Source organism: Prevotella intermedia ATCC 25611 = DSM 20706 (genome assembly GCF_001953955.1).
In the GTDB taxonomy this organism is placed as follows: domain Bacteria; phylum Bacteroidota; class Bacteroidia; order Bacteroidales; family Bacteroidaceae; genus Prevotella; species Prevotella intermedia.
The window spans coordinates 40,682-64,334 of sequence record NZ_CP019301.1 but is presented as its reverse complement, the minus strand read 5'-3'; the positions used below and the strand labels follow the sequence as shown (position 1 = coordinate 64,334).

25 protein-coding genes and 1 tRNA gene are annotated in these 23,653 nt (G+C 44.8%); 3 read left to right on the top strand and 23 right to left on the bottom strand.

All coding sequences use genetic code 11. From position 1 onward, the window contains the following. Nucleotides 1–11: 11 nt before the first annotated feature. The 17 genes from BWX39_RS08895 to BWX39_RS12590 all read right to left on the bottom strand — a co-directional run bounded on the left by BWX39_RS08895 (nt 12) and on the right by BWX39_RS12590 (nt 17,040). Nucleotides 12–1,451, bottom strand: a complete 1,440-nt coding sequence (locus BWX39_RS08895; RefSeq protein ID WP_028906025.1) for an NADH-quinone oxidoreductase subunit N — start codon at nt 1,449–1,451, stop codon at nt 12–14. 15 nt (nt 1,452–1,466) lie between these two features. Continuing rightward, nucleotides 1,467–2,978 carry a complex I subunit 4 family protein gene (locus BWX39_RS08890; RefSeq protein ID WP_028906024.1) on the bottom strand — a complete coding sequence of 504 codons (1,512 nt, stop codon included), beginning with the start codon at nt 2,976–2,978 and terminating at the stop codon, nt 1,467–1,469. A gap of 4 nt (nt 2,979–2,982) precedes the next feature. After that, nucleotides 2,983–5,007 (bottom strand): NADH-quinone oxidoreductase subunit L, encoded by a 2,025-nt coding sequence (nuoL, locus tag BWX39_RS08885; RefSeq protein ID WP_028906023.1) that lies wholly within the window; start codon nt 5,005–5,007, stop codon nt 2,983–2,985. 9 nt (nt 5,008–5,016) lie between these two features. Further along, nucleotides 5,017–5,325, bottom strand: coding sequence for an NADH-quinone oxidoreductase subunit NuoK (gene nuoK / locus BWX39_RS08880; RefSeq protein WP_004361841.1), 309 nt, complete (start codon nt 5,323–5,325; stop codon nt 5,017–5,019). Beyond that, nucleotides 5,322–5,861: an NADH-quinone oxidoreductase subunit J family protein gene (locus BWX39_RS08875; protein WP_014708329.1), complete on the bottom strand. Its 540-nt coding sequence runs from the start codon at nt 5,859–5,861 to the stop codon at nt 5,322–5,324. The genes nuoK and BWX39_RS08875 overlap by 4 nt, the downstream gene beginning before the upstream one ends. A gap of 16 nt (nt 5,862–5,877) precedes the next feature. Then, complete coding sequence (locus BWX39_RS08870; protein ID WP_014708330.1) at nt 5,878–6,411, bottom strand: NuoI/complex I 23 kDa subunit family protein; 534 nt, start codon at nt 6,409–6,411, stop codon at nt 5,878–5,880. Between the two features lie 40 nt (nt 6,412–6,451). Then, a complete protein-coding gene (gene nuoH / locus BWX39_RS08865; RefSeq protein WP_028906022.1) occupies nt 6,452–7,546 on the bottom strand; it encodes an NADH-quinone oxidoreductase subunit NuoH in 1,095 nt (364 codons plus the stop codon). Between the two features lie 46 nt (nt 7,547–7,592). Beyond that, the gene (locus tag BWX39_RS08860; RefSeq protein ID WP_028906021.1) at nt 7,593–9,167 is read right to left on the bottom strand and encodes an NADH-quinone oxidoreductase subunit D-related protein; all 1,575 of its coding nucleotides are present in this window, start codon (nt 9,165–9,167) and stop codon (nt 7,593–7,595) included. An 18-nt stretch (nt 9,168–9,185) separates the two neighbouring features. Then, nucleotides 9,186–10,058 carry an NADH-quinone oxidoreductase subunit B gene (locus BWX39_RS08855; RefSeq protein ID WP_014708333.1) on the bottom strand — a complete coding sequence of 291 codons (873 nt, stop codon included), beginning with the start codon at nt 10,056–10,058 and terminating at the stop codon, nt 9,186–9,188. Further along, complete coding sequence (locus BWX39_RS08850; RefSeq protein ID WP_014708334.1) at nt 10,049–10,399, bottom strand: NADH-quinone oxidoreductase subunit A; 351 nt, start codon at nt 10,397–10,399, stop codon at nt 10,049–10,051. The genes BWX39_RS08855 and BWX39_RS08850 overlap by 10 nt, the downstream gene beginning before the upstream one ends. 707 nt (nt 10,400–11,106) lie before the next feature. Continuing rightward, nucleotides 11,107–12,213, bottom strand: coding sequence for a DUF4172 domain-containing protein (locus BWX39_RS08845; RefSeq protein ID WP_028906020.1), 1,107 nt, complete (start codon nt 12,211–12,213; stop codon nt 11,107–11,109). Nucleotides 12,214–12,638: 425 nt separating this feature from the next. Next, a complete protein-coding gene (locus BWX39_RS08835) occupies nt 12,639–13,475 on the bottom strand; it encodes an outer membrane beta-barrel protein (RefSeq protein ID WP_028906019.1) in 837 nt (278 codons plus the stop codon). Between the two features lie 47 nt (nt 13,476–13,522). Beyond that, nucleotides 13,523–13,960 carry a hypothetical protein gene (locus tag BWX39_RS08830; protein WP_028906018.1) on the bottom strand — a complete coding sequence of 146 codons (438 nt, stop codon included), beginning with the start codon at nt 13,958–13,960 and terminating at the stop codon, nt 13,523–13,525. Further along, nucleotides 13,950–14,417 carry a hypothetical protein gene (locus BWX39_RS08825; protein WP_028906017.1) on the bottom strand — a complete coding sequence of 156 codons (468 nt, stop codon included), beginning with the start codon at nt 14,415–14,417 and terminating at the stop codon, nt 13,950–13,952. Before BWX39_RS08825 ends, BWX39_RS08830 begins: the two co-directional genes overlap by 11 nt. After that, nucleotides 14,408–14,917: an RNA polymerase sigma factor gene (locus BWX39_RS08820; protein WP_028906016.1), complete on the bottom strand. Its 510-nt coding sequence runs from the start codon at nt 14,915–14,917 to the stop codon at nt 14,408–14,410. The genes BWX39_RS08825 and BWX39_RS08820 overlap by 10 nt, the downstream gene beginning before the upstream one ends. 270 nt (nt 14,918–15,187) lie before the next feature. Further along, a complete protein-coding gene (locus BWX39_RS08815) occupies nt 15,188–16,717 on the bottom strand; it encodes a Fic family protein (RefSeq protein ID WP_028906015.1) in 1,530 nt (509 codons plus the stop codon). Between the two features lie 140 nt (nt 16,718–16,857). Continuing rightward, on the bottom strand, nt 16,858–17,040 hold the full coding sequence (locus BWX39_RS12590) for a hypothetical protein (protein WP_076123381.1): 183 nt from the start codon (nt 17,038–17,040) through the stop codon (nt 16,858–16,860). Nucleotides 17,041–17,446: 406 nt separating this feature from the next. On the opposite strand from BWX39_RS12590, the gene BWX39_RS08800 reads away from it, so the two are divergent. From BWX39_RS08800 to BWX39_RS08790, 3 genes are read left to right on the top strand one after another with little or no spacing between them, the layout of a single operon-like run. Beyond that, a complete protein-coding gene (locus BWX39_RS08800) occupies nt 17,447–19,180 on the top strand; it encodes a hypothetical protein (RefSeq protein ID WP_028906013.1) in 1,734 nt (577 codons plus the stop codon). 17 nt (nt 19,181–19,197) lie between these two features. Then, nucleotides 19,198–19,398, top strand: a complete 201-nt coding sequence (locus BWX39_RS08795; protein WP_172460534.1) for a hypothetical protein — start codon at nt 19,198–19,200, stop codon at nt 19,396–19,398. A gap of 13 nt (nt 19,399–19,411) precedes the next feature. Continuing rightward, the gene (locus BWX39_RS08790; RefSeq protein WP_028906011.1) at nt 19,412–20,527 is read left to right on the top strand and encodes a DNA/RNA non-specific endonuclease; all 1,116 of its coding nucleotides are present in this window, start codon (nt 19,412–19,414) and stop codon (nt 20,525–20,527) included. 289 nt (nt 20,528–20,816) lie between these two features. Here BWX39_RS08790 and BWX39_RS12585 read toward each other — a convergent pair whose 3' ends face one another. The 6 genes from BWX39_RS12585 to BWX39_RS08760 form a co-directional block, all read right to left on the bottom strand. After that, nucleotides 20,817–21,011, bottom strand: a complete 195-nt coding sequence (locus BWX39_RS12585; RefSeq protein ID WP_076123374.1) for a hypothetical protein — start codon at nt 21,009–21,011, stop codon at nt 20,817–20,819. A gap of 142 nt (nt 21,012–21,153) precedes the next feature. After that, nucleotides 21,154–21,465: a HigA family addiction module antitoxin gene (locus tag BWX39_RS08780; RefSeq protein ID WP_028906010.1), complete on the bottom strand. Its 312-nt coding sequence runs from the start codon at nt 21,463–21,465 to the stop codon at nt 21,154–21,156. Between the two features lie 454 nt (nt 21,466–21,919). Then, nucleotides 21,920–22,300 carry a DUF6941 family protein gene (locus BWX39_RS08775; RefSeq protein WP_028906009.1) on the bottom strand — a complete coding sequence of 127 codons (381 nt, stop codon included), beginning with the start codon at nt 22,298–22,300 and terminating at the stop codon, nt 21,920–21,922. Nucleotides 22,301–22,313: 13 nt separating this feature from the next. Next, a complete protein-coding gene (locus tag BWX39_RS08770) occupies nt 22,314–22,727 on the bottom strand; it encodes a hypothetical protein (protein WP_028906008.1) in 414 nt (137 codons plus the stop codon). Further along, nucleotides 22,724–23,158, bottom strand: a complete 435-nt coding sequence (locus BWX39_RS08765) for a hypothetical protein (RefSeq protein ID WP_028906007.1) — start codon at nt 23,156–23,158, stop codon at nt 22,724–22,726. Before BWX39_RS08765 ends, BWX39_RS08770 begins: the two co-directional genes overlap by 4 nt. A gap of 275 nt (nt 23,159–23,433) precedes the next feature. Continuing rightward, a tRNA-Arg gene (locus BWX39_RS08760) sits at nt 23,434–23,508 on the bottom strand. Between the last annotated feature and the right edge of the window lie 145 nt (nt 23,509–23,653).

Here is a 23,653-nt window from a genome sequence, read left to right as displayed (position 1 = left end):
TCTTTGCTTGCTTAGATAGCTGCTGCAATCCATTCGTAAACACAGCTGAAGACACCGAAAAGTACGATGCCCGTTGTGCAAACAGCAAGGGCAAACTTGGTGTTGGTGTCGCTCTTGAAGGTTGGCATAGGAGTGTCGCAACGTGTAATGTACATTGCCTTTACTATCTTGAGGTAGTAGTAAAGCGAAACGACTGTGTTTATCAGCGCAATGAACAGTATGCCGTAAATCCAAGCACCTTCGGTTGTGGTGATGTCTGCTCCCTTAACGCCCGACATGAAGACGAAGAATTTAGAGAACATACCTGCAAACGGAGGGATACCACCGAGCGAGAACATGGCAATGGTCATAAGGAAACTCAAACGTGGGTTGGTTTTGTAGAAACCATTGTAGTCTGAAATGTCGGTCTTGCCGCCATTGTTCTGTTCTACAACCGAGATGATGGTGAACACAGCCATATTGGCAACCACGTAGATAAGTACGTAGTAGCTTAGCGATGCTATTGATGCGTCCCAATTGTTGCCCAATGCAGCAAGCATGATGTAGCCTGCCTGCGAGATGGAACTGAACGCCATGAAGCGTTTCAATTCGCCTTGGCGGATAGCGAAGAGGTTGGCAATGGTGATGGAAAGTGCAATGACAATCATCATAAGTACGTGCCAGTAAGCTATCATACTGCCGAAGACGTGGAACAGAATGCTCAACAGGGTGAAAGCGGCAGCACCTTTAGAGATTACGCTGAGGTAGCCCGTAACAGTGGTAGGCGCACCTTGGTAGGTGTCGGCTGTCCAGAAGTGGAACGGAACGAGCGAAATCTTGAAGCCAAGACCGCTGAAGAAGAACACCAAGCCCATGATGGTGAGTGGTGTAGCCTGTATGTTGGCAGCAATATCGTTGAAGTACATTGTGCCGTAAGCTGCATAAATGAAGCTGATACCATAGAGCATTACACCGCTTGAGAAGGTTGCGGTGAGTATGAACTTGGCTGCTGCTTCGGCAGAATTGTTGCGATAGGCGTCGAAAGCCACCACGCACGCCATCGGCACAGATGCCATTTCCAAACCAAGGAAGAACATGAGGAAGTTTCCTGCGCTCATCATTGTGTTCATACCCAGCAGGGTTGAAACGACAAGCATATAGAATTCGCCCTCTTTACCGCTCTTTCCTGCCCACACGCGGCTTTGCAGCACCACGATGAATGTACCGAAAGCGAGGATTGCTTTCATGACATTTACCGCAGCCGAAGTAATGTACATACCGCCAAAGGCTTCTTCGGGCTGCATCGGGAGCAGGCAAACGATGGTGTTTGCAAGCAGGAGCGCACAAGCCAAGGGGTTGAACCACTTGCGTTCTTCGGTCTTTGCTGAAATAAAGTCAGCAACGAAAAGGATTATCAGAACGGCAACAAGACTTGCCTCTGGAATCATTTTAAAGAAATCAGTATAATTCATTTTTTTGCTACTTTATTAAAGATTACCTAAATTTGGAACGTATGCGATGATGTGGTCGAAGATTGGACCGACAGCATCGATAATCATATCCTCGAAGAACAGAGGGAAAAGTCCGAGTCCTGCAACGCAGAAGATGAGTCCTGCAACGGCAAAACGCTCGTCCCAAGTGGCATCGTGAAGCTCGTTGAACTTCTGGTTAGGAATGGTCTGGAACAGAATCTTGCCCACCACGCGCAGAATGTAGACTGCGGTAACAACGATTGACGTGCAGGCAACGAGTGTACAAACGCGGTGGAAAGTGCCGCCGTTCTCGAACGAACCAACAAAGATGGTCATTTCGGCAATGAAGCCCGAGAAGCCTGGCAAACCGAGGTTAGCCAAACCTGCCACTACATAAGAAACGGCAAGGAATGGTATTACCTTCATCAAACCGCCAAGATAGCGAACGTCGCGTGTTCCTGCGCGGTGGTAAATCATACCGATGCAGGCGAAGAACAAGGCAGTCATCAAACCGTGTGAAAGCATTTGGAGGATTGCACCTGTGATAGCGGTCTGCGTTGTCATAACCAAAGCGAAGAGCACCATACCACAGTGAGAAACTGAAGAGTAGGCGTTAATGTACTTCAAGTCGGTCTGAACACAGGCAGAGAGCGCACCGTAAACCACAGAAACCGTTGTGAGGACGAGGAAAACGGGTGCCCACATCTCGAGCGCGTCAGGCATAATGAACATGGCAATGCGCAAACAGCCGTAGCCTCCCAACTTCATCAATACACCTGCGTGGAGCATTGAAACGGCTGTAGGGGCTGAAGCATGACCGTCGGGCGACCATGTGTGGAATGGGAACAACGCACCGAGGATACCAAAGCCGATGAATACGAATGGGAAGAAGATGTTTTGAACTTCTTTCGACATTGCGTGCATCTTTGCCAGCTCGATAACGTCCATCGTAGAACCACCACTGAAGTAGTAGATACCGAGGAAACCGAAGATAAGCAAGCCAGAACCGCCCATCAACATAAGGGTAAGCTTCATGGCTGAATATTCCTTCGCGCCTGTTCCCCATACACCAATGAGAAGGTACATAGGTATCAATGCCACTTCGTAGAACATGAACATGGTGAACATATCGGTTGAAATAAAGAAACCGAACACACCCGATGACAGCAGTACGAACCAAAGGAAGTATTCCTTCTTCATCGGTTCAAGCTGCCAACTGGCAAATGTACCCGTGAAGACAATGATTGCTGAAAGCAAAATCATGACGACAGAAATACCATCGACACCCACAGCAAAGGCAATGTTCAGCGGTTTAAACCACATTACAGAGTTTGCCAATAGCATGGTATCGGTATTTCCAGCTGCCCGCTGTTGAACAAAATAGACGGTGAGCCATATAGCACCAATCAACAAGGCAGAGGCTCCTGCTACCATCACGCCGCGTACCTGATTGTCGTTCTTAGCGACCCAAAGGCCGAAAAGCATCAGTACGGGGATTATTACAAATATTGTTAAAATCCAACTCATCTCTTTATATCAAGCAAAGTATTACTAATGTTAAAGCCACAGTTCCTGTTATGAACCAAATTGCATAATGGCGAACGTCGCCACTCTGCCAAGGACGAATGCTCTCGCCCGCTTCCTGAGTACCCCAAGCAAGGAAGTTGAACGTACCATCGACAACTTGACGGTCGAACCAAGCAATAGGAATAGAGAAGCAACGGAAAACAATCTTGTGGGTGAAGAACTGCCAAGCGTTGTCAATATAGAATCTGTTGAGGGCAGCCTTGTGAAGTCCTGGCATGCGTTTCGCAAGTTTGTCGGCAACAGGATTGTTCTTAGGCATATACATCCATGTCGCAAGTGAAATGCCGATGGCAGCTGCCAAGAGGCTGAACCAAGCTACACTTGAGAAGTGGAAGTGCTGCAAATGAATGTCGGCACTCTGACCTGTCGCTGAAACGAAGTGGCCGAATGGAATCCAACCTGCAAAGATTGAAATGATAGCAAGGAATACCAACGGTCCCCACATAACGAAAGGAACTTCCTGTGGGCGGCGACGGTTCTCTGGATCCTCCTCATAATAAGACTTGCCCCAGAAGATTACGTAGTACAAACGGAACATATAGAAAGCCGTCATACCCGATACTAAGGTCATAAACCAACCCAAAGCAGGAGAGAACTGGAAGCAGGCACTCACGATTTCGTCCTTAGAGAAGAAACCTGCAAGTGGCCATACACCGCTGATTGCAATACAACCGATGAGGAAACAAGCGTTCGTTATCGGCATATACTTGTGCAAACCGCCCATATATTCCTTGAAGTTGCTGCCAATGATAACGATGATGGCACCAGAACAGAGGAACAGCAACGCCTTGAACATAGCGTGGGTGAACAAGTGGAACATTGAAGCCATATAGCCCAAACCGCCTTCTTCGTTGTCGAGGGCATAGCAAACGCCGAGCGCAACGAGCATATAGGCAATCTGAGAAATGGTTGAGAACGCCAAACCACGCTTAATATCGCTTTGGCAGCAAGCTACTGCAGCAGCATAGAAAGCGGTGAAGGCTCCGATGTAGGCAATCCAGTGAAGTTGCTCGATAGCACCGAACTGAATGTAGATGGGGAACAAACTTGCCACTTGGAATACACCGGCAACAACCATGGTAGCAGCGTGGATTAACGCCGATACAGGTGTTGGACCCTCCATGGCATCTGGCAACCAGATGTGGAGTGGGAACATGGCTGACTTACCTGCACCACCGATGAACATAAGGAACAGTGCTGTCGGGATAACCCAAGCTGTTGAAGGGTCGGTAGCTACGTTTTGCAGCTGGTCTACCAAGTTTGCATCGACCGATAAGTCGAAGTTGAACGTCTTGACGTAGAAGCTGAAGAACAGAATACCCATCAGGAAGAACAAGTCGGCAAAGCGTGTAACGATGAAAGCCTTCTTACTTGCATGCACGGCAGTGTGCTTTGGATAGTAGAAACCAATGAGCAAATAAGAGCAAACACCCACCAACTCCCAGAAAAGATACATCTGGAAAACGTTGGTTGCTACCACAAGACCTAACATCGACATTGTAAACAATGACAGGTAGGCATAGAAACGCTGGAAACCGTGCTCGTATTCCTCGAACTTATAGTTCTTATCGCGCTCTGCCATATAGCCGAACGAGTAGATATGAACCATGAAGCTGACAGTGGTAATGACGATAAGCATCATCACGCTGATAGGACTTAGACGGAAACCAATATTAAATGTCAGTAACTCTGAGAATCTCAACCACGTGAAGTTGAAGACCGTAACAGTCGGGTAAACACCATTTGCCAAGCGGCCGTCTACTACATTGAAGGTCTCACCCATAGCAGTATATTCGCCTGTAAAGAAGAAATACTGATAAGCAGTGTAGAGACTCAAGGCAAAAAGCGCGCCCACAATACATGTGCCGATAATACCTGCCACCGGTTTAGGCATCTTCATACCTGCCAATCCTAAAACGATTGCGCTCAAGAAAGGTAGAAGAAGTATCAAAAATGCGTAATCAAACATAGCTTTTCCTTATAATTTCATATTTTCAATACTGTTCACCTGGTCGCTGTGCAGATGTCGGTAAACATTAATAATAATAGCTAACGCAACCGCAGATTCAGCTGCACTCACACCGATAGAGAAGATTGTGAAGAACATACCTTCGTATCCATCTGGATAGAGCAAACGATTGAAAGCTGCAAAGTTAAGGTCTACGCTATTGAGAACTAACTCGATGGAGATAAGCATTGCAACAAGGTTGCGTCGGGTTACAAAGCCAAAGACTCCAATAAAAAACAACAGTCCGCTAAGGACGAAAAAATATTCTACTGGTATCATTCTTCTACCTCCTCTTTTTTCTGTTTATTCAAGATTACCAAGCCGCCAATGATGCACGCAAGCAAGAAAACAGAGATGAACTCGAACGGCAATACATAGCCATACTTGTCGGCACTCATAAGGTTTTTACCGATAACCTGCATTGAAACTTCCGTGCTTGATGTGTTGGTAGACACCAATTCATTGAAAATCTTGTTCTTCAGAAACACGCCTAACACTGTGGCAACGCCTACCAATGCGATGAGTGCTGCAAGAAGGGTGCGCTTTCCGAGCCATCTTTCAGACAAACCCTGAAGCGTTCGCTTGCTTACCAGCTGGATAGCAAATACATACATCACGGTGATACCGCCAGCGTAAATGCTGATTTGTGCAGCACCAAGGAATGTATAGTCAAGCAGGAAATAAAGACCTGCTACGCCAAAGAGCACGAACAGCAATGCTGTTGCAGCTCGCATGATGCGCTTTGTAGACACGCAGAATACTGCTGAACCGAGTATCGCTACTGCCAAAATCGCAAACACAATTAATTTAGCCATAACTTTATCTCCTCTTTTATTTGGTTTTAGTGTTAAATGTTCCAACTTCCCAATCGGCTCCGCCCTCGATAAGGTTAGGCAGTGAGCCGCCTTTGTAAACCTCTTCGTTCAGATGCAGCACGAGTTGCGAACGGTCGAAAACAGCGTTCTCGAAGTCGTTTGTAAACTCAATGGCATCGAAGTTACAGGCGTTTACACATAATTGGCAGAACATACAGTCGCCGAGGTCGTACTGGTAGTCCAACAGCGCACGCTTCTTTCTACCTGTTTCGGGGTCTTCGCGCATTTCGCTTGCTATGCGGATAGTGCCGTTAGGGCAGGCTTTTTCGCACATAAGGCAAGCAACGCATTTGTAGTTCTCGCTTTCATCACGCTTAAAGACCAAACGTCCGCGGTGGCGTTTTGCCACGTGGAGTGTTGTCTTACGGTTTTCAGGATACTGCTCGGTAGACTTTGGCGTGAAGTATTCCTTCATGGTTGTCTTCAAACCAGTAGCTAATGTCTTAAAAGCACTTCCTATTTCACCGAAATATGATTCTTTTTTTTCCATTAGAATAATGAATTCTTAATTTCTACTTTATGATTGCCTTTTATGCGATTGTGAAGGTCCAGCCGAACGCCACGCACACTGTCATAAGCACCAAGATGATGAGGCTGAGTGGCATAAGGTATTTCCATTCGAGCTTCAGTATCTGGTCTACACGCAGACGTGGGAATGTCCAGCGTATCCACATAAGAAGGAATACTACAACAAAGGTCTTTCCGAGGAACCAAACGATGCCTGGAATATAGTTCATAAGGGCGTCGAAGCCTTCGATACCTATATTAATAGGTGCCCAACCACCAAGGAAGATAGTTGCGGCAAGACCTGAAATCACAAAGAGATTGAGGTATTCTGCCAAGTAATAGAAACCGAAGCCCATACCGCTATACTCTGTGTGATAGCCGGCAGTAAGTTCGCTCTCAGCTTCGGCAAGGTCGAACGGACCACGGTTCGCCTCTGCGTTACCTGCAATACAGAACACGATGAAGCCTAACAGGGCAGGAATGTGCCCTTGGAAGATGAGCCATTGCCATGGACCGGTCTGTGCTTCAACGATGCCAGATATCTGCATGGTACGCGTAAGTACCACGGCTGAGATAAGGCAGATGCCCAATGAGAGTTCGTAAGAAATCATTTGGACTGCTGCACGCATGGCAGAGAGGACAGAGTACTTGTTGTTACTTGCCCAGCCAGCGATGAAAACGCCGAGCACACCGATAGAGCTGATGGCTGTTACAAGGAAGATTCCCACGTTGAAGTCGAGCACTTCCGCACCCTTGTTCCATGGAAGGAACGAGAATGTTCCGATTGAGGCTGCTATTACGAGGAAAGGTGCAAGGTAGTAAAGCAGCTTGTCGGCTTTATCTACGGTGAAAATTTCCTTGATAAGCATTTTCAACACGTCGGCAAGCACTTGCAGCGTACCCCACCAACCTACACGGACAGGACCGATACGGCACTGGAAATAAGCACAAACCTTACGTTCCATAAAAATGAGCACGATGGCAAGCACGGCATAGCCAATGATAATTGCCAAGCCTACTACCACACACTCGATAAGAATGGCACCGAAATCGCCAAGCCCCAAGGTGTGCCTTAGCAGCTCGTCGAACCATCTTGTTACTATACTAAAATCGAACATGTATATGATTTATTTCTTAATTCATTACTTATATATCGTTTCTCTCTTAGCGGTCGATGTCGGGAATGACAAAGTCGAGTGCTGCACCTGTTGTTACAAGGTCGGCAATCTTCTGACCTTTCAGCATCTTGTCCATTGCACCCACCAAGGTCAAGCCCATCGGACGGAACTTCAAGCGGTACGGACTCTTGTCGCCTCGTGAGTCGAGGTATGCGCCAAACTCGCCGCTTGCTCCTTCCACAGAGAAGTACCACTGGCCTTCTGGAACCTTGATGATAGGCTTCTGCTTGATGTAGAAGTCGCCTTCGGGAATGTTGTCGATGAGTTGCTCGATGATGTCGAGGCTCTGATACATCTCCTTGATGTGGCAATAGTAGCGGTCCATAGAGTCGCTGCCTGTCATTACCACCTCTTCAAAGTCCACTTTGTCGTAAACAGCGTATGGGTGATGCTTGCGAACGTCGTTGCGCCAGCCGCTTGCACGACCTGCAGGACCTGTAACGCCGTAGCTGATACAGTCTTTTTCGTCCATCGTACCGATGCCTACGAAACGCTGGTGTGTGATGACGTTGTCGCCAAACACGTCGAGATATTCCTGAATCATCGGGCGCAGATACTTGCAGAGCTTCTTTGTGTTCTCCACGAAGTTCGGGTCGATGTCGTCTTGCAGTCCACCTATTCTGTAATAGTTCTGAATCAGTCGTCCGCCCGTTATCTCCTCCATCACGTTCAGCACGTGTTCGCGGTCGCGCATACCGTAGAGCATACCCGTGAGTGCGCCCAAGTCCTGCGCGCAGCACGATGTGTAGAGCAAGTGGTTGTCGATGCGCTGCAACTCGTCCATAATGGTACGAATGTACTGAATGCGCTCCGAAAGCTCGATGCCCATAGCCTCTTCGATGACGCCTACCAATGCGTGGCGGTGCATCATCGCCGAGAGGTAGTTCATACGGTCGGTCAATGCGAGTGTCTGAGGGTAGGTGTACGATTCGCACATCTTCTCTATACCGCGGTGAATGTAGCCGAGGTGTGGGTAGATGCGCTTCACGTTCTCGCCGTCGAGCACGGTCTGCAGGCGCAATACACCGTGGGTTGATGGGTGCTGAGGGCCGATGTTCACCACAAATTCATCGCTTGTGAACAGCTTGTGTGTGGTAGCCGTCAGTCTGCCGTCGGCGTTGAGGTTCCATTCGGTGGTTGTGTCCAGCTCGATGTCGTCGTCCGTGGTGTACATATTCTTCGCTGGGTCCATGTCGTAGTCCTTGCGAAGTGGGTAGCCCACGAAGTCGTTTCTCAGGAAGAGGCGACGCATGTCGGGGTGTCCGAGGAACTTTATGCCATAAAAGTCGTAAACCTCACGTTCCAGCAAGTCGGCGTCAGCCCATAGGTTGTACACCGATGGTATTACGTGGTCTTGCTCCACCTGCTTTGCTATTTGCTTTACAGAGCAGCGTTCGTGGGTTTGCGTATTTTCAAGTATATAGATACAGCCAAGACCTTCTTCTGCGCCGAAGTCTTCTCCAACGATTGTTACAAGGTAGTCGAAATGCTGTTCCTTTTTCAGTTTCGCCATTTCGTCGGCAAAACGCTCAAAACCAAACTCTTTGTTTTCTAATTTCATTTTTCCGTACCTTATTTATTAGTTAGCTGCTGTATTGTTGTCGGTAGGTTCTTGTTTCGCTTCAGCTTCGTTCAGCTTGTCCAATTCCTTGCCTAACTTTTCTACATCTTCTTTCGTAACAGGCTTGTCTACAACGATGGTGTCCTTCTTTGGCTCTGCTGCAGCAGGCTTTGCAGCGGCAGGGCGTGCAGGTTTGGGTGCGGGCTTGTGTTCCGCTTCCCATTCAGCCTCGCGCTTCTCTTTGATTTCTTCGGCTGAAATGCCCAGCTTGTTCTCGAAGATAAGTGCCTGGTTACTCTTGCCGAGCAAACTCTCCTCTGCTGTTTGCTTGTGGTTTGCACCACCGAAGAATTTCTCAACCTTCACTTTTCTCTGCAACTGCATCATACCGTATATGATGGCTTCGGGGCGTGGAGGGCAGCCGGGAATGTAAACATCGACTGGAATAATCTCGTCGATGCCACGCATTACGTGGTAGCTGTCCTTGAAAGGTCCGCCCGAAATGGCGCAACCACCTACGGCAATCACGTATTTAGGCTCTGCCATCTGGTCGTACAGACGTTTCAATGCAGGTGCCATCTTGTTCGTTATGGTACCTGCACACATAATCAAGTCTGCCTGACGTGGCGAGTTACGGGTTACTTCAAATCCAAAACGAGAGAAGTCGTAGCGCGCACAGCCCACTGCCATGAACTCAATGCCACAGCAAGATGTAGCAAAAGTGAGCGACCACAGCGAGTTGCTACGTCCCCAGTTTATGAGCTGGTCGAGATTGCCCAACACAAGGTTCGTACCTCCATCGTTCAGGTCGTTTGCCATCTTCTCCAAGGTGTCGTTGTCCTTCCACTCCTCGTAGGGCAAAGCCTTAATTTTCGGTTTTCTTATTTCCATTCAAGCGCTCCTTTCCGCCAAGCATAAGCCAAGCCAAAAACCAACACCAACATAAAAAATCCAATCGTTGCCAATGCCAAAACGCCGTAAGTGTTCACCACAACTGCCCAAGGGTAGAGGAAAACAGTTTCAACGTCGAACATCAGGAAAAGGATTGCAAACAAGTAGTAGCCCACGTGCATCGGCAACCAAGACGTGCCGTAGGTAGGAATACCACACTCGTAAGGTTCACCTTTCGTCGGATTGTAAGAACGGGGGCCCAACAGTTTTGCAGTAACATAAGCTGCAACAACCAAAAAGGCTGCCGTAATGAAGACGGTGATTAAAAGTGTAAAATACATAAATTTATATAGCTATAATAATATTACATTTTGTTAATGTATAAGATTTTTTAAAAGCGATTGCAAAGATACGAAATTAATTATTAAAGTTGCAAGGAAAACATAAAAAAAAGCTGCCTTTTGACAACTCAACTTTACAAATCATTGTTTTAAATAGGTTCCGAAATTTTACCTTTGCAGTATTTCTGTTTTTTACCTGAGTAAGTCTTTCCTTCCAACCTCGTCGAAAGATAGTTTTACGCCCTATCTTTCCACTTTTCGCTGCTGTGCCGTGCCCCTATATTATATATAAGGTGTAACGCCTCAACTTTCGCTACGCTTTTGTAAAGAAACTTCCACAGAAAAACGGCAATTTCATTTTGGCATTGCGAAAGCGGCTGTTTTGCAACGCAAAACCTACGCTTTTACCGTGCAAAACAGCCGCTTTGGGATTGCAAAACAATAGGTTTTGCAATGTATTGATAATAAGATAGTTATGAGATAAATATGCTTACGAAAAATGTTTACACGTTTATCGCTTGTTTTCCGCCTTGTCTATTGATATTTCCACAAGGCGGTTTGCTTTTATGTGTCGGCGTTCTAAACTGGAAAGACGAACTATATAGTCTGATGGTCTTTGCACAATTAGAATGCCTTATTTTATCTCTTTTTAGATTATAGCAATTCCGCCATAATTAAAATAGCGGATTTTTAGAGAATAACGTTGGTTATGTCGTTAGTTCATAGTTGGTGCTGCGCCCGCCCTCATCGCTTTTCCGTAGCACCTTTTTGTCTACAAGGTTGTTCAAATCTCTTATGGCTGTGTCTTGCGAACAATGGTTTATTTTGTACCATTTGGAAGAGTTCAGTTTGCCTTCGAAGCCATCGAGGAGCATATTGAGCACTTTTCTTTGTCGCTCGTTCAGCTTCAAGTCTTTGTGTTTATCCCAGAAACGGACTTTCCGAATGGTGTTTTCGGTCTTTTCAAGCGCAACATTCAAGGCACTGCGTAGCGTGTGGAGAAACCACGTTATCCATTCCGTGATGTCTGCTTTGCCGTGCTGTGCCTTTTCCAATTGTGCATAGTAGTCCTTTCGGTGATTGAGTATTTCTGAAGAAAGGCTGTAATATCTTTGGGAAGTGTCGTCGGCTCTCGACAGCAACATTTCTGTTACGGTGCGGCACAGTCGCCCGTTGCCATCGTCGAAAGGGTGAATGGTGAGAAACCATAGGTGGGCAACAGCTGCCTTTACCAATGGGTCTATGGCAGGCGCATCGCCCTCTATCCATTCAAAAAAGCGCTGCATCATCTGCGGAACCTCGCTGCTCGGTGGTGCTTCGTAGTGAACTTTCTGCCGTCCCATAGCCCCCGATACCACCTGCATAGGCTCTTCGCCTTGCCGCCAGTTGCCTACCGTTATTTTGTACATACCGCTATGCCCCGTAGGAAACAGAGCCGAATGCCAGCGAAATAGCCTTTCTTCGTTGATAGGTTCGTCGAAATGCTGGGTTGCATCTACCATAACCTGCACCACGCCTTCTGTGTAATGGTCGGTCTTGGGCAGTCCTTCGTATTCCAAGCCTAACTGTTTGGCAACCGAAGAGCGCACACTGTCGCTGTTGAGCCTTTCGCCTTCTATCGCTGATGAATGAACAGTTTCTTCGGTCAAGGCGTTCAACATAAAGTCAGACTGCTCTTTAAAGCCAAACAGGGAAAGCCTGCCCAGCAGCTTTCCACGAAGCAAATTCACTTCGGAAAGAAGGCTGCTGAAAGCACTGTCTTGCCAAGTTATGTTGCACAAGTCGGTATCTTGCCACATGTATTTACTGTTCATACAACTTAAACCTATTTGTTGGCAAACTTAATATATTTTTGCCACAACTACAAACTTTTGCAGATAAAACTGCGTTTATTCTACGCAAATTTGCGAAGAATAAGGTTTCTATTCTCCGCAAACGAATTGTTGCAGGTGTGTTTTTAGTTTTTTCCAGAGTTCCTATAAATTCTAGTATAGACCGTGGAAACCGCTTTGCTTTTGTAAAGAAACTTCCGAAGAAAAACGCTAATTTCGTTTTGGCATTGCGAAAGCGGCTCTTTTGCAACGCAAAACCTACGCTTTTACCGTGCAAAAGAGCCGCTTTTAGAATGCAAAACAATAGGTTTTGCAATGTGGTGATAGTGAGATATTTATGCGATATTTGCGCTTGCGAAAAATATTTACACTCCTAATGTTTACTTCTCGCCTTTATTCTGTTCGATTTAGAGTGTTAAACCGACACCTATTCCGAATGGGTGGCAAGCAGGTCCGCTGTTCATTAGCTTGGTTAGACTGTAATGGGCGTAGAGCGAAAAGGTTTTGAAACCCAAGTAGGCTTCGAGGTTTACGCCCACAGGATTGGTGTCTAAGTTGCGGCTTACGGTATAGCGTTTGCTGTTAATGCGGTATTTGCTCTTTATGTTTCCTTTTATATCGAACGAGCAACCCAAGCCTAAGAACACAAGTTTGCTCGGATTAAGATTTCTCCATTCAAGCATTATGGGCACCTTCCAATAAGTGTATTTAATGAAGCTTGTCTTTACTTTCTCGGCTGGATTCTTTACGATGATGGGCGTTCCGTCGTTGTCGTCCAACATATAATTAGTTTGGAAGTGGTTGTGTACAAAGCCAAATTGGAAACCAGACACGATGCCTAAGGTGTTGGAACTGTTGAGGCCTACACCTACTTGGAAGAAGGTTGTACCCCATTCGAGCGACTTTACGTCTTGGCTATGCATCTCCTTACCTCCGTTTAGCAGGTTCACACCGATGTAAAAGTCGGGAAGGCTACCGTAGAAAGTGCGTCCACTTTTCTTGCGGACAGGCACGAAGGGCGAGGAAACGAAGAAGCGTTCTACTTCCTGACCGTCTACGAAGCTTGTCTCTTTGGTCTTCACGAGTGTGCTGCCGTCGTTGTTGTAGACAGCCACATTGAGCGATACGCTGTCCGTGCTCAACACTATCTGCTTGTTGGCGTAGTGGATAGTCGTGTCGTTTTCTTCGGCAGCCATTGCTGGCACAGCCGAGATAAGTGCTAAGGTTAATAACAGATGTTTCATAATTGTATGTTTTTTGTTCTTATTCTGTGAGTGTTTGTTGCCTCCTGTCAGCGTTTGTTGTAGCATAGCTTCATGATGTCGTCGGGACCGAGCGTGCCTTCTATGTAGATGATGGCACCGCTGTCGTTCGGCGCATTGCTGAAAAGGATATATCGGTTGTAGCCCGAAGGCAGCGGCGGCAGCATGTAGTAGCCGCTCGTAACCTTTCCGTCGTCTACGATTTCGCGTATTTTTCGGGCTTTCTTTCTGTCGGCATTCAGGTATGGGGCTATGCTTGCGCCAATCTTCTTATACGTCAGCGACTTGTAAACCTTGAGCTTGTAGCCCCGAAGAGTGGCGTCGTTCAGTACCACCATCTTGCAGTTTCGTGCCTTGCCGAAGCGTTCGAAAGCGATGCCCGTCTGCAAGTCGCTCTGTGCAGATGCTGGTATCAGAACGGCAAGCAGGCACAGTGTGAGTATGGTTCTTATCGTTTTATTCTTCATCGGTTGTTCCTCCTATCAGTGAAAGTGCGTTGAAATCCTCGTTGCCGTCGGTCGAAACCATATCGAGTGCCGCCTCTGCCTCGCGCTGCACCACCTCTTTGTTGGTGATTTGTTCGCCGTTTACGAAAGCGTAATCGCCTGTTTGTGTTGTGTTGAGGCGTACCACAAACATCGTTACAACCACTGCTGCGGCTGTCGAAATGGCGGCTATTATCCAGCTCGGCAAGTGTTTCCGTTGCTTCGTGGTGTGGGTTTCTGCTGTCGGTACAAACTTTTCCGTACCTTCCTTGCAGCGTTCCACGCTCTCCCAACGAAACAGGGCGCACAGTGGTTTCAGTTCGTTGGGCACCAGCAGCGGGTCTTGTGCGAAGAAGCTGCGTAGCTGCTGCTCTTCTGCCGTCGTGGTCTCACCGTCCAAGTACTTCTGAACCAAGTTGTTAATATCGTCTATTTGCATATCTTGTTTCCTCCTGTTGTCAGTCTTATAAACTCTTTCTGAATGCGTCGCCGTGCTCTCGACAGGTTCTGACGGAGTGCTTCGGGCGTGCAACCGCATATTTTTGCTATCTCTTCGTTCTCGTATCCGTCTATGTCCTTGAGTCGGAAGATTTGCCGTTGAAGCGGTGGCAGATGGTCTACAATCAGCCGTATCAGTTCCATATCGTCTTTTGTGGCGTTGCTGCCTTGCTCCGTGGCGAGTTCTTTTGGGTGTTCGCCCTCCGCACATTCGAGTTGTCTGTGTCGCCAATGGTCGATGGCTATGCCCTTGACAATCTTCGTTGCCAACGCCTCGACGTTGGGGTGGCTGTCCAACCGCTGGCGCATAGTCCACAGACGGAGGAATGTTTCTTGCACGAAATCTTCGGCTTCAACATCTCCACCCTCCAGCGTTGCTGCCACTCTGAGCAGTCGGCTGCGCAGGTTCATCACCATTTGGTTGAATGTTTCTATTTCCATCGCTTTTCAATAGGTAAACGGACGAGGCGTCGTTTTGTGACATTCGGGTGCAAAAAAATCCGTTTTTCGTCTGTCTATTGTTCTTTCATAGTCTTAAGAACCGTCTTCATAGTCTTAAAAAACAAGTATCTCCCACTCGTTGCAAACCAAGTCAGGAGAGGGAATAAAGGCGTTGCGCTTTAGGTAAGCTTATAAGAATAAAAAGCCATAAAGTAATAAGCACATTGTGGTAAGCCTACTCTAATTGAGCTTTTTAGAACATATCCTTATTTAAAGCTCAACTTGCGCCTTGCTTATGAGTGTATGTATGAATTTGGCAAAGTCGGAGATGTCTCTTTCAACGCTTGCTTTCTCGAGTGCTGACATATAGTCCTTGCGTTTCTCTACAGGAATAATAGTCCATGGCAAACCAGCAGTAACAAGCATTGTGTTCATAATGAAGCGCGCTGTTCGTCCATTGCCGTCCATATAAGGATGGATATAGACGAAGAAGAAATGACCAAGTATAGCTCGGACGAAGGCATCTTCCTCTTTGGCGAGCAGTTCACAGAACGTGGGCATAACAGCTCTGACAGCATCAGGACTTAATGGTGTGTGCTTCGAGTTTCGAATATACACTTGATGATTGCGGTATCCGACAAGGTCCGATGGCTTGATGATGCCTGCTGTGATACACGGTTGAAATAGTTCGAAATGCCATTTGTCAAAATCATTTGCAACAGTCTCACCAGCGTTGTTATTCGTTAAAATCGTCCCTACGCTTTCCTTCACTGCTTCGAAAGCCTGATAGTAGCCTCGAGCTGCAAGTGCATTCTTCTGTTCAGTATCCCTTTCGTTATCTGTTGGATTCCAGTTGCCGTCTCTTACTTTCTCTATGAGTTCTTCTGTTACGCGATAGCCTTCTATAGAAAGAGAATGATAGGAGTCCTTTATATAGTTGGTTTCCATATTGGCAAGAACAATGTCCTTATCAGTAGAGCTAACTTGGAACTTTAAGTCTAAAGACTGAATTTGCTTTTTCATTTCCGTCCACATAAGAGCCGTTCTGACAGAATAGGGCGATTGTATTGTGTCGATGAGAGGCGATTTTTCCTTAAATGGGTCTTCTTCACGAAGTTTATATCCCAGTCGCTGCATAAAAGAACTTATTTCATCTGCCATATCTCCCTTGCCCATATTCCTTAAAGCTCCGCAGATACGCGAAGCTCTGGTTGTGTTGCCTTCGTCTGCTACAATCTTGATGATTTCGGAAGCATCTGTCAATTGAGATAAGCATGTTATCGCATTCAAGGCATCTGAGATGAAATACTGTGGTGTGCAGAAAACCAAAGCTTCCGCCAATGTGTATAGGCGAATACCGTATCTCGGTTCAACATATACATTCTTTGGAAGAGCAGCAGAGATATCCATCAGCGAATCTCCGAACTTCAACTTTATTATATTGTTGTTTGCTTTCGTAGCTTTGATTATCAATTGGGAAGGGCAGGTAGTTTCGCCCGCATGGAAAGAGAGCGATTCCTCTGCCGTCAGGCACCAATCGTTACCAAAGCGACCGTTGGCGTATGCAGCTATAAATTGCCAGTAAGAAGCATACCATACGGTAGTGTCGCCCTCATTCCCTGGGAACGACGGCATATACCACCCCTTGATGATTGGCTGCAGATATCCGTTTTCCAACAGACGTTTGGTATGCGTATCGCCAAGCACAGAATATCCTCTGATAATCATATTGTTATGACTGTCTTGATAATCTTTCAACACCTTCAGAGATTCAGCTAATTTTTCCTGTATACTTGCCATATATTTCCTTTTTATGCACTGTTATTAGTATTAACACTTGCGCTGTTATTAGTATTAACATCTGCATTACTATTAGTATTAACACTTAAACCAGCATTAGTTTTAACCCGACAAAAATACAAAATACTTTTGAATTATCCTCAATTCAAGCATATATATTTTGTAAAGATAATTCCAGCGGAAAACGCTAATTTCGATTTGACGTTGCGAAAGCGGCTCTTTTGCAGCGCAAAACCTACGCTTTTACCGTGCAAAACAGCCGCTTTTGGAATGCAAAACAATAGGTTTTGCAATGCATTGATAATGACGTGGTTATGCGACAGATGCGCTTGTGAAAAATATTTACACTTCTACCGCCTGTTTTCTGTCTATAAAACAAGGAACAGAGGAGAAGTAGGGTGGTGGGGAAACGTAATGAAGTGTCTTCGAGTAATGAGAAGTGAATGCCTCTTTACAGCCGACCTTGAGCAAATAAAGTCATACGTTCTGCCGTTTGTTCTTAATCGGAAGAAATTTGATATTTGGGCGAACGATGGTTTATGTCAGTGGGTAGAGAGAATAAAAATTTTAGTATTTTTTTATTCTTTTCGTCTTTTTTCTTTCTATTTTTAAAATTATTATTATCTTTGCAGGCCGAACTTGAGAATCGGGTAGCCTGAGCTATCAACTTAAATACGCGATAAATATAAATCGATACATTATTTTAAACAACTTAATTTATAAACAACTATGAAACGAATTTTACGCTTTTTCGTGCTCATTTCCGTGCTCGTTCCGCCGTTGCAGGGACTTGCAGACACGGTTACATTCTACTTTAGCACCGACGAGGGGCTCAAAGTATTGGGAATTGCTAAGCCTGCCGAAGATGGGGGGACAAACCTGACGAAACCAACCTATACCATAGGCAGTGTCAGTATGTCGTATACTAGTGCTAGTACACCTACGCGCATATGGAATGGTAAAGGCAATACCGAACTGCGATTCTATAAGAATGGTGGCAGCATCACTTTCAGCGTGCCCGAGGGGCAGCATATTACGTCTGTTGTCTTCACTGGAACGCTACATAGTAAGGCCAATCCAGGAAAACTCAGTGGTATGCAATGGACCGACAATGGCACGACCACCAATTCGGTAACTTTCACAGCAACCAAGACAAACAACATCAAGACCGTTGTCATCACTTATTCGGCTGCCCAGCCAGAGCAGCCTGTATTCACGGTGAATAGCATTCAGGAACTTAAAGCTTTGCAGAGTGGCAGCCGTGCCACGCTCTGTCTGACCGACGGAGATGAGGGCAGTATGGCTCGTGTGCTTTATGTACACGGTACGGGCGATACACAGGAAGCCTATGTGCGCGACCGCACGGGTGCCGTGTGCTTCTATGGCATCAATCCCAATGTACCTTTCGTCTGCAACCAACACATGGCTGGCAAGATAACAGGCGAGTATGTACTGGAGAACGGTGTGCCACGTTTCAAGGCTGTAAGCACTCTGACCAATACCTCGCTGCTCGTTATTGCGGCTCCTGTAACGGAGGGTGAGGTGCAACCGAAAGAGATAAAGGCAGCCGATTATGCTGCTAATGTCGCTGATTGGATTAGTTTGAAGAACCTGCACATCGCTGCCGACGGACTCCCTGCGCAGGAAGAAATCGCCGTGCGCAACCGTTTTGGTATCACCGCCGACAAGGATAAGTATGTTGAACCCTATGCTGGAGCCATCGTAGACATAGCAGGCATTGCCGTACCTGACGGTGATAAGAAGGAAATCAACCCATTGTTTGAAAACAATCAGCGTCCCATAGTCTTCGTGATTGACGAGGGAGAGGCGTTCGTTTCGCCTCAACACGACATGGCCGATGTGGCTGTGCGCCTGAATCGTACACTTACTTCAGGGCATTGGAACACCTTTGCTGTGCCATTCGACATCGAAACGGAAAGCCTGAAAGATGCACAGATAGCCAAGTTTACTGGCAAAATGGAGGGCAGCACGATGATTTTCGAGAACGGACTGACCCGCATCGAGGCTGGTACGCCTTACCTTGTGAAGTGTGAAGTGAAGAATCCAACCTACGAGGGCGTAACTCTCAAGGCTACGAAAGCCCAAACCGTAAGTTCAGCCGATAAACTATACAGCTTCGTGGCAACCTATAGTCCAGCCACACTCGCACTCGACAAGACAGAGCGTTACCTTGGTTCAGACGGCAATCTCTATTATCCCACAGGTACAGAAGGTCAAGCCAACCGCCTTAAGGGCTTGCGTGCATATTATCGAGTACCTGCCACAGCAGGCACAAAGATAGCCTTCTTCGACGAAACCACAGGCATTGCGCTCCCCAAAGAGCAAGGTCAGTCTTGCCAGTTCAAGGTGTATAACCTCAATGGTCAGTACCTCGGCAACAGTCTTAACGGCTTGCCAAAGGGGCTCTATATCGTAAACGGCCGTAAAGTAATTATCAATTAAGACAAAGAAACACTATCATGAAGAAAAAACTCTATATAGCTCCAGACATTATAAACATACTCACCGAAACGGCTGACCTTATCATGAGCAGTACTGATGTGAATAACAACGGAACGCAGGTAGGTACAGGAGGCGACCACGGAGGTGGCAATGCCTGGGAAGGTGGCTGTTCCAAGGACGGCTTCTGGAGCACAGACGATGATAATAACCTAAATTAAGGAGGACGATAAAATGAAGAAAAATATATTTATTTCGCTGGCACTGCTACTTAGCATGGCTGCTACGGCACAAAGCCAGAAACAGAAACTCACCATTACCACGAAGCTCGGAAAGGTGCACACCTACATTATGGGCGAGTCTATGGACAGTCTCCGTATTCTCAAAGATGTGGGCATCAAGGTCTATCCTAAGGGAACAAGGGTGTCGGAAGACTATCTCTTCTCGCAGATAACCACCTATACACTCGTCAATGAACCCACTCCCAACCCCGACCCATCGGGCAAAAACGTGAACCGCAATACCGCTGTCGACTTGAAAAAGAACCCAGAGGGGTGGCGATTAGAGTTCCCACGTTTCTATCAAGGGACTAATAACATTTACGAAGTTACTCACTCTACCACCGAGGGCGGTGAACGAATGATAAACTATTCAGTAGAATGGGACGGTATACTCAAGGCCAACCGTTGGACCTGCTACGAGATGTACAACAAGATTATGCAGAAGAATGTGGAACGGAAGAACGACTTTAAGCAGGACCCCGATATTCCATCGGACGTACAGACCACCCTCAAAGACTACTCTGGCAGTGGGTTTGCCCGTGGACACCTCTGCCCATCAGGCGACAGACTCTACTCCCGAGAGCAGAACAAACAGACTTTCTACCTGAGCAACATGCAGCCCCAGATACAAGGACACAACGGTGGTATATGGCAACAGCTCGAAGATAAGGTACGCTCGTGGGCTGGCAATTGCGACACACTCTATGTAGTCAAGGCTGCCACTATCGACAAAGCTGAGCATATTTGCAACGAGGCAGACCTCAAAGAGATTGCCAATAAAGAGAAGAAACCAAAAAAGCTCCATTTCCCTGGCATTGTGCCCAAATACTTCTATATGGCACTGATGGCTTACGACAAGAAGACCAACACTTATCGTGCCCTCGGCATTTGGTCGCCTCACTATAATGGCAGTGAGCCCGAGTACATTACCATCGAGGAACTTCAACGCCGCACTGGTATCGACTTCTTCTGTAACCTCGACGATGAAATCGAGAAGGCTGTAGAAAGCACCGTAGACTCCAATTACTGGGGAATAATAAAATCTCTTCCTGCTTTCTTTTTCGAGTAAGGAAAGAAGTAAGGAATAAGGAAAGCGAGCCTGTTCCTTTGAAATGATAAGGGCAAAGCAAACTAAAAGTCCGTTAGAAGAAAAACTTCTAACGGACTTTTTCTTTCCTTCTAACAGCTAAAAACCTCGTCCCTATAATTATTTACGCCTCCCTTGCGTCAGAGAATGACAGCCACCTCCTTATTCAATGAACTGCACAGGAGAACAAGTTAGACCACTTACACTATCTGTTTATACCGTTCGTGGTACCTATGAATTGTGGTTTTAAAACAACTTTTCGTTGTCAAACTCAGAAGATAAATGTATTATAAAATCGCCACCGTTTTGTAAAGATAGTTCCGACAAAAAACACTAATTTCGTTTTGGCGTTGCGAAAGCGGCTGTTTTGCAACGCAAAACCTACGCTTTTACCGTGCAAAACAGCCGCTTTTGGAACACAAAACAATAGGTTTTGCAATGTGCTGATAGCGAGGTGGTTATGCAATAGTTATTCTTGTGAAAAATATTTACACCTCTATTGCCTACTTTCCGTCTGTGGAACGAGTTCTTTCCACTTATGAAATGAGGAGTACAGGCGAAGTGGAGTGGTGGGGGAGTTCTTTTCTATGACTTATAGAATTAATGAATTACAATACTGCTGCCACTCGTGCTATCTCTTTTAATTTGTCTGCCAGTGTCTTATCTTTCCTTGCAGTCTGCATATTGTATTTGAGTTGCAGTTTCATCAATGAATCTGCTGAAATGCCTAATGCCGCTTCGAACATCAAGGCTGAGGTAGTACTCAACGAGCGACGCCCATTCAGTATTTCATTCAATACGGAATATCCCATACCGATACTATCTGCAAATTTGCGTTGCGAGATACCTCTTGCTTCGAGTTCGTCCTTCAGCACCTCACCAGGGTGTGTCGGATAATAGCCATAACCTAAACTTGCCATATATATTATTCTTTGTTACGAAGATAATTATTCTTTTGGATATTCGCAATTCTTACGAATGTATTTTTATTTATTGCTGTCCGGTAAAACTTTTTTGGGCTATCTGTGCTTGTAATACCGATAAATAAAGGTTTGTAGAACTTTCAATCAGTTTTTACCGGACAACAATATATTTTTATTTTCTCTTATATTCCTACTATCATACTTCTCTAATTGAACTGATAGATAGGGATAATAATATATAAATAAGAAAGAGATACTTTAGAAGAAGTACCTCTTTCTTTGTATTCTTATAATTTTATCTAGAGATTATGTAATATGTTCTACTTTTTAATAAAAGATTCATACCTCTTCTGAATAAATATAATATGATTTTCTCTCATCTATGAGTTATGTTTGACCATAGCTTATATTAGTAAAAATATGGTGCCTACTTCAAATTATCCTTATCTAATCATGATATCTTTAACATAGAAGTGTGCATATTTTCTCCTATTTTTATATAAGCAGTATATTCGCCCGCAGAAGTCACAGCTATCCCACGTATATTTATGATCATATTTGATGAGACAAATTGTCCCTTAATTTCATTTTGTTTTAATTTCGTTTTAATTGGTTTTATTAGAAATTCTTCTGTTTTATATTTCTTAATCCCAACTTCAACTTCTATCTCATCATCCCCCTTTTTTTCAAAAGAAAAACGACTAACAATTGTAAGATCTACTATATTGCTAGGAATACTATTTAGTTTTAAAATATTAAATGCACCACAGATAACTAACTTTCCATTATAATCTTGTGCGCTATCACATAATGTAAAAATATCAACCATCATCTTATCTTATTATTTATATATTAGGGGAATGTCCTAATAACTTTTTATAAGTATCATAGGCATACTTTATCTTTCCTATAGAGCGTTTATTAGTTGAAAAAAGCTGACCTCCATGGGTAGATGTTAGTCCCTCTTTTACTTCTATTTTTATAGGTCTTATTGTATCAACAAATAATTGAATAGCTTTAGCTTTCAATTTATCCCCTACCTTTAAATGAACATTCAATGAAGTTCTTATTTTTTGTTCAGGGTCAGAAAGTTTCATACTTTTAGTTATTTCAACACTACAGTTGAAATCCAATTCATAAAGAAGCATATTCTGCTTCGTAATAGGATCTTTTCGTAGTCCTTTCATTAACTGCTTTCTTGTATAAACTTTAGTTGAGGCACCTTCTATGAGATCTCCCTCACAAATATATTCATTCATTTCGAATCAAGACATTTATTTAATGATTCGTGACTAAATGAGAATAGGGAAAGTATATCATTAGCATCATTTATGTCTTTGATTTTTTGGGATACAAAACATGCTAGCCCCATATCATTAAGATCAGCTTCTTGATCCTCTATTATAACATAATCATCTTCGTTATTTGTAATTTCTTTATCAAAATCTTCTTCAGAAATAAACCCTTGTAATAGTTCAACACATTTGCGAAAATAGTTGCGCTCTCGAGTTCTATTGTTTACAGCTCTAATGAGAAGTTCTGTTGTTCGATCTATTGTGTAGATTTTATTTAAAGCATTATTATCAGTTGTGATGCCCAAAAAGAAGGTCATCTTACCATTATTTATTGCAGCCACTTTCATATCCTCTTTGTCAATAAAAGTGGTTTTGATTTCAATTTCGCTACTCATACTTCAAACTTGTTAAAACATAAGCCACCTATAAAAATGATAATAATATTTATACTATCTAGAAATGGAACAGATGTTGTACTGAAATAAAAACTTATATTGTTAGTATATTTAAATATTGCGACAAAGGTAACCCTTTATTCTTATAAAAACAAGAAAAAGATAATAGAATATATATTACATAGTGAAAAATATTAAAATAATTGGAAGAATTGGTTTTGAGGGAATAAATGAAAAAGAGGAATTTTATGAAATTCCTCTTTTTCATTTATTCGTGATTCCGTTGGGGTTCGAACCCAAGACCCACAGCTTAGAAGGCTGTTGCTCTAATCCAACTGAGCTACGGAACCGCTGAATTTGCGTGCAAAATTACTGCTTTTATTCGTTCTGACCAAATTATCCGTTAAGTTTTTCTCCGAATTGGTTCAAGTTTGGGTGCATTGTTGGTTATGACTTTCTCTTAATTAGTTCAAGTTTAGGCGTATTGCTGACAAT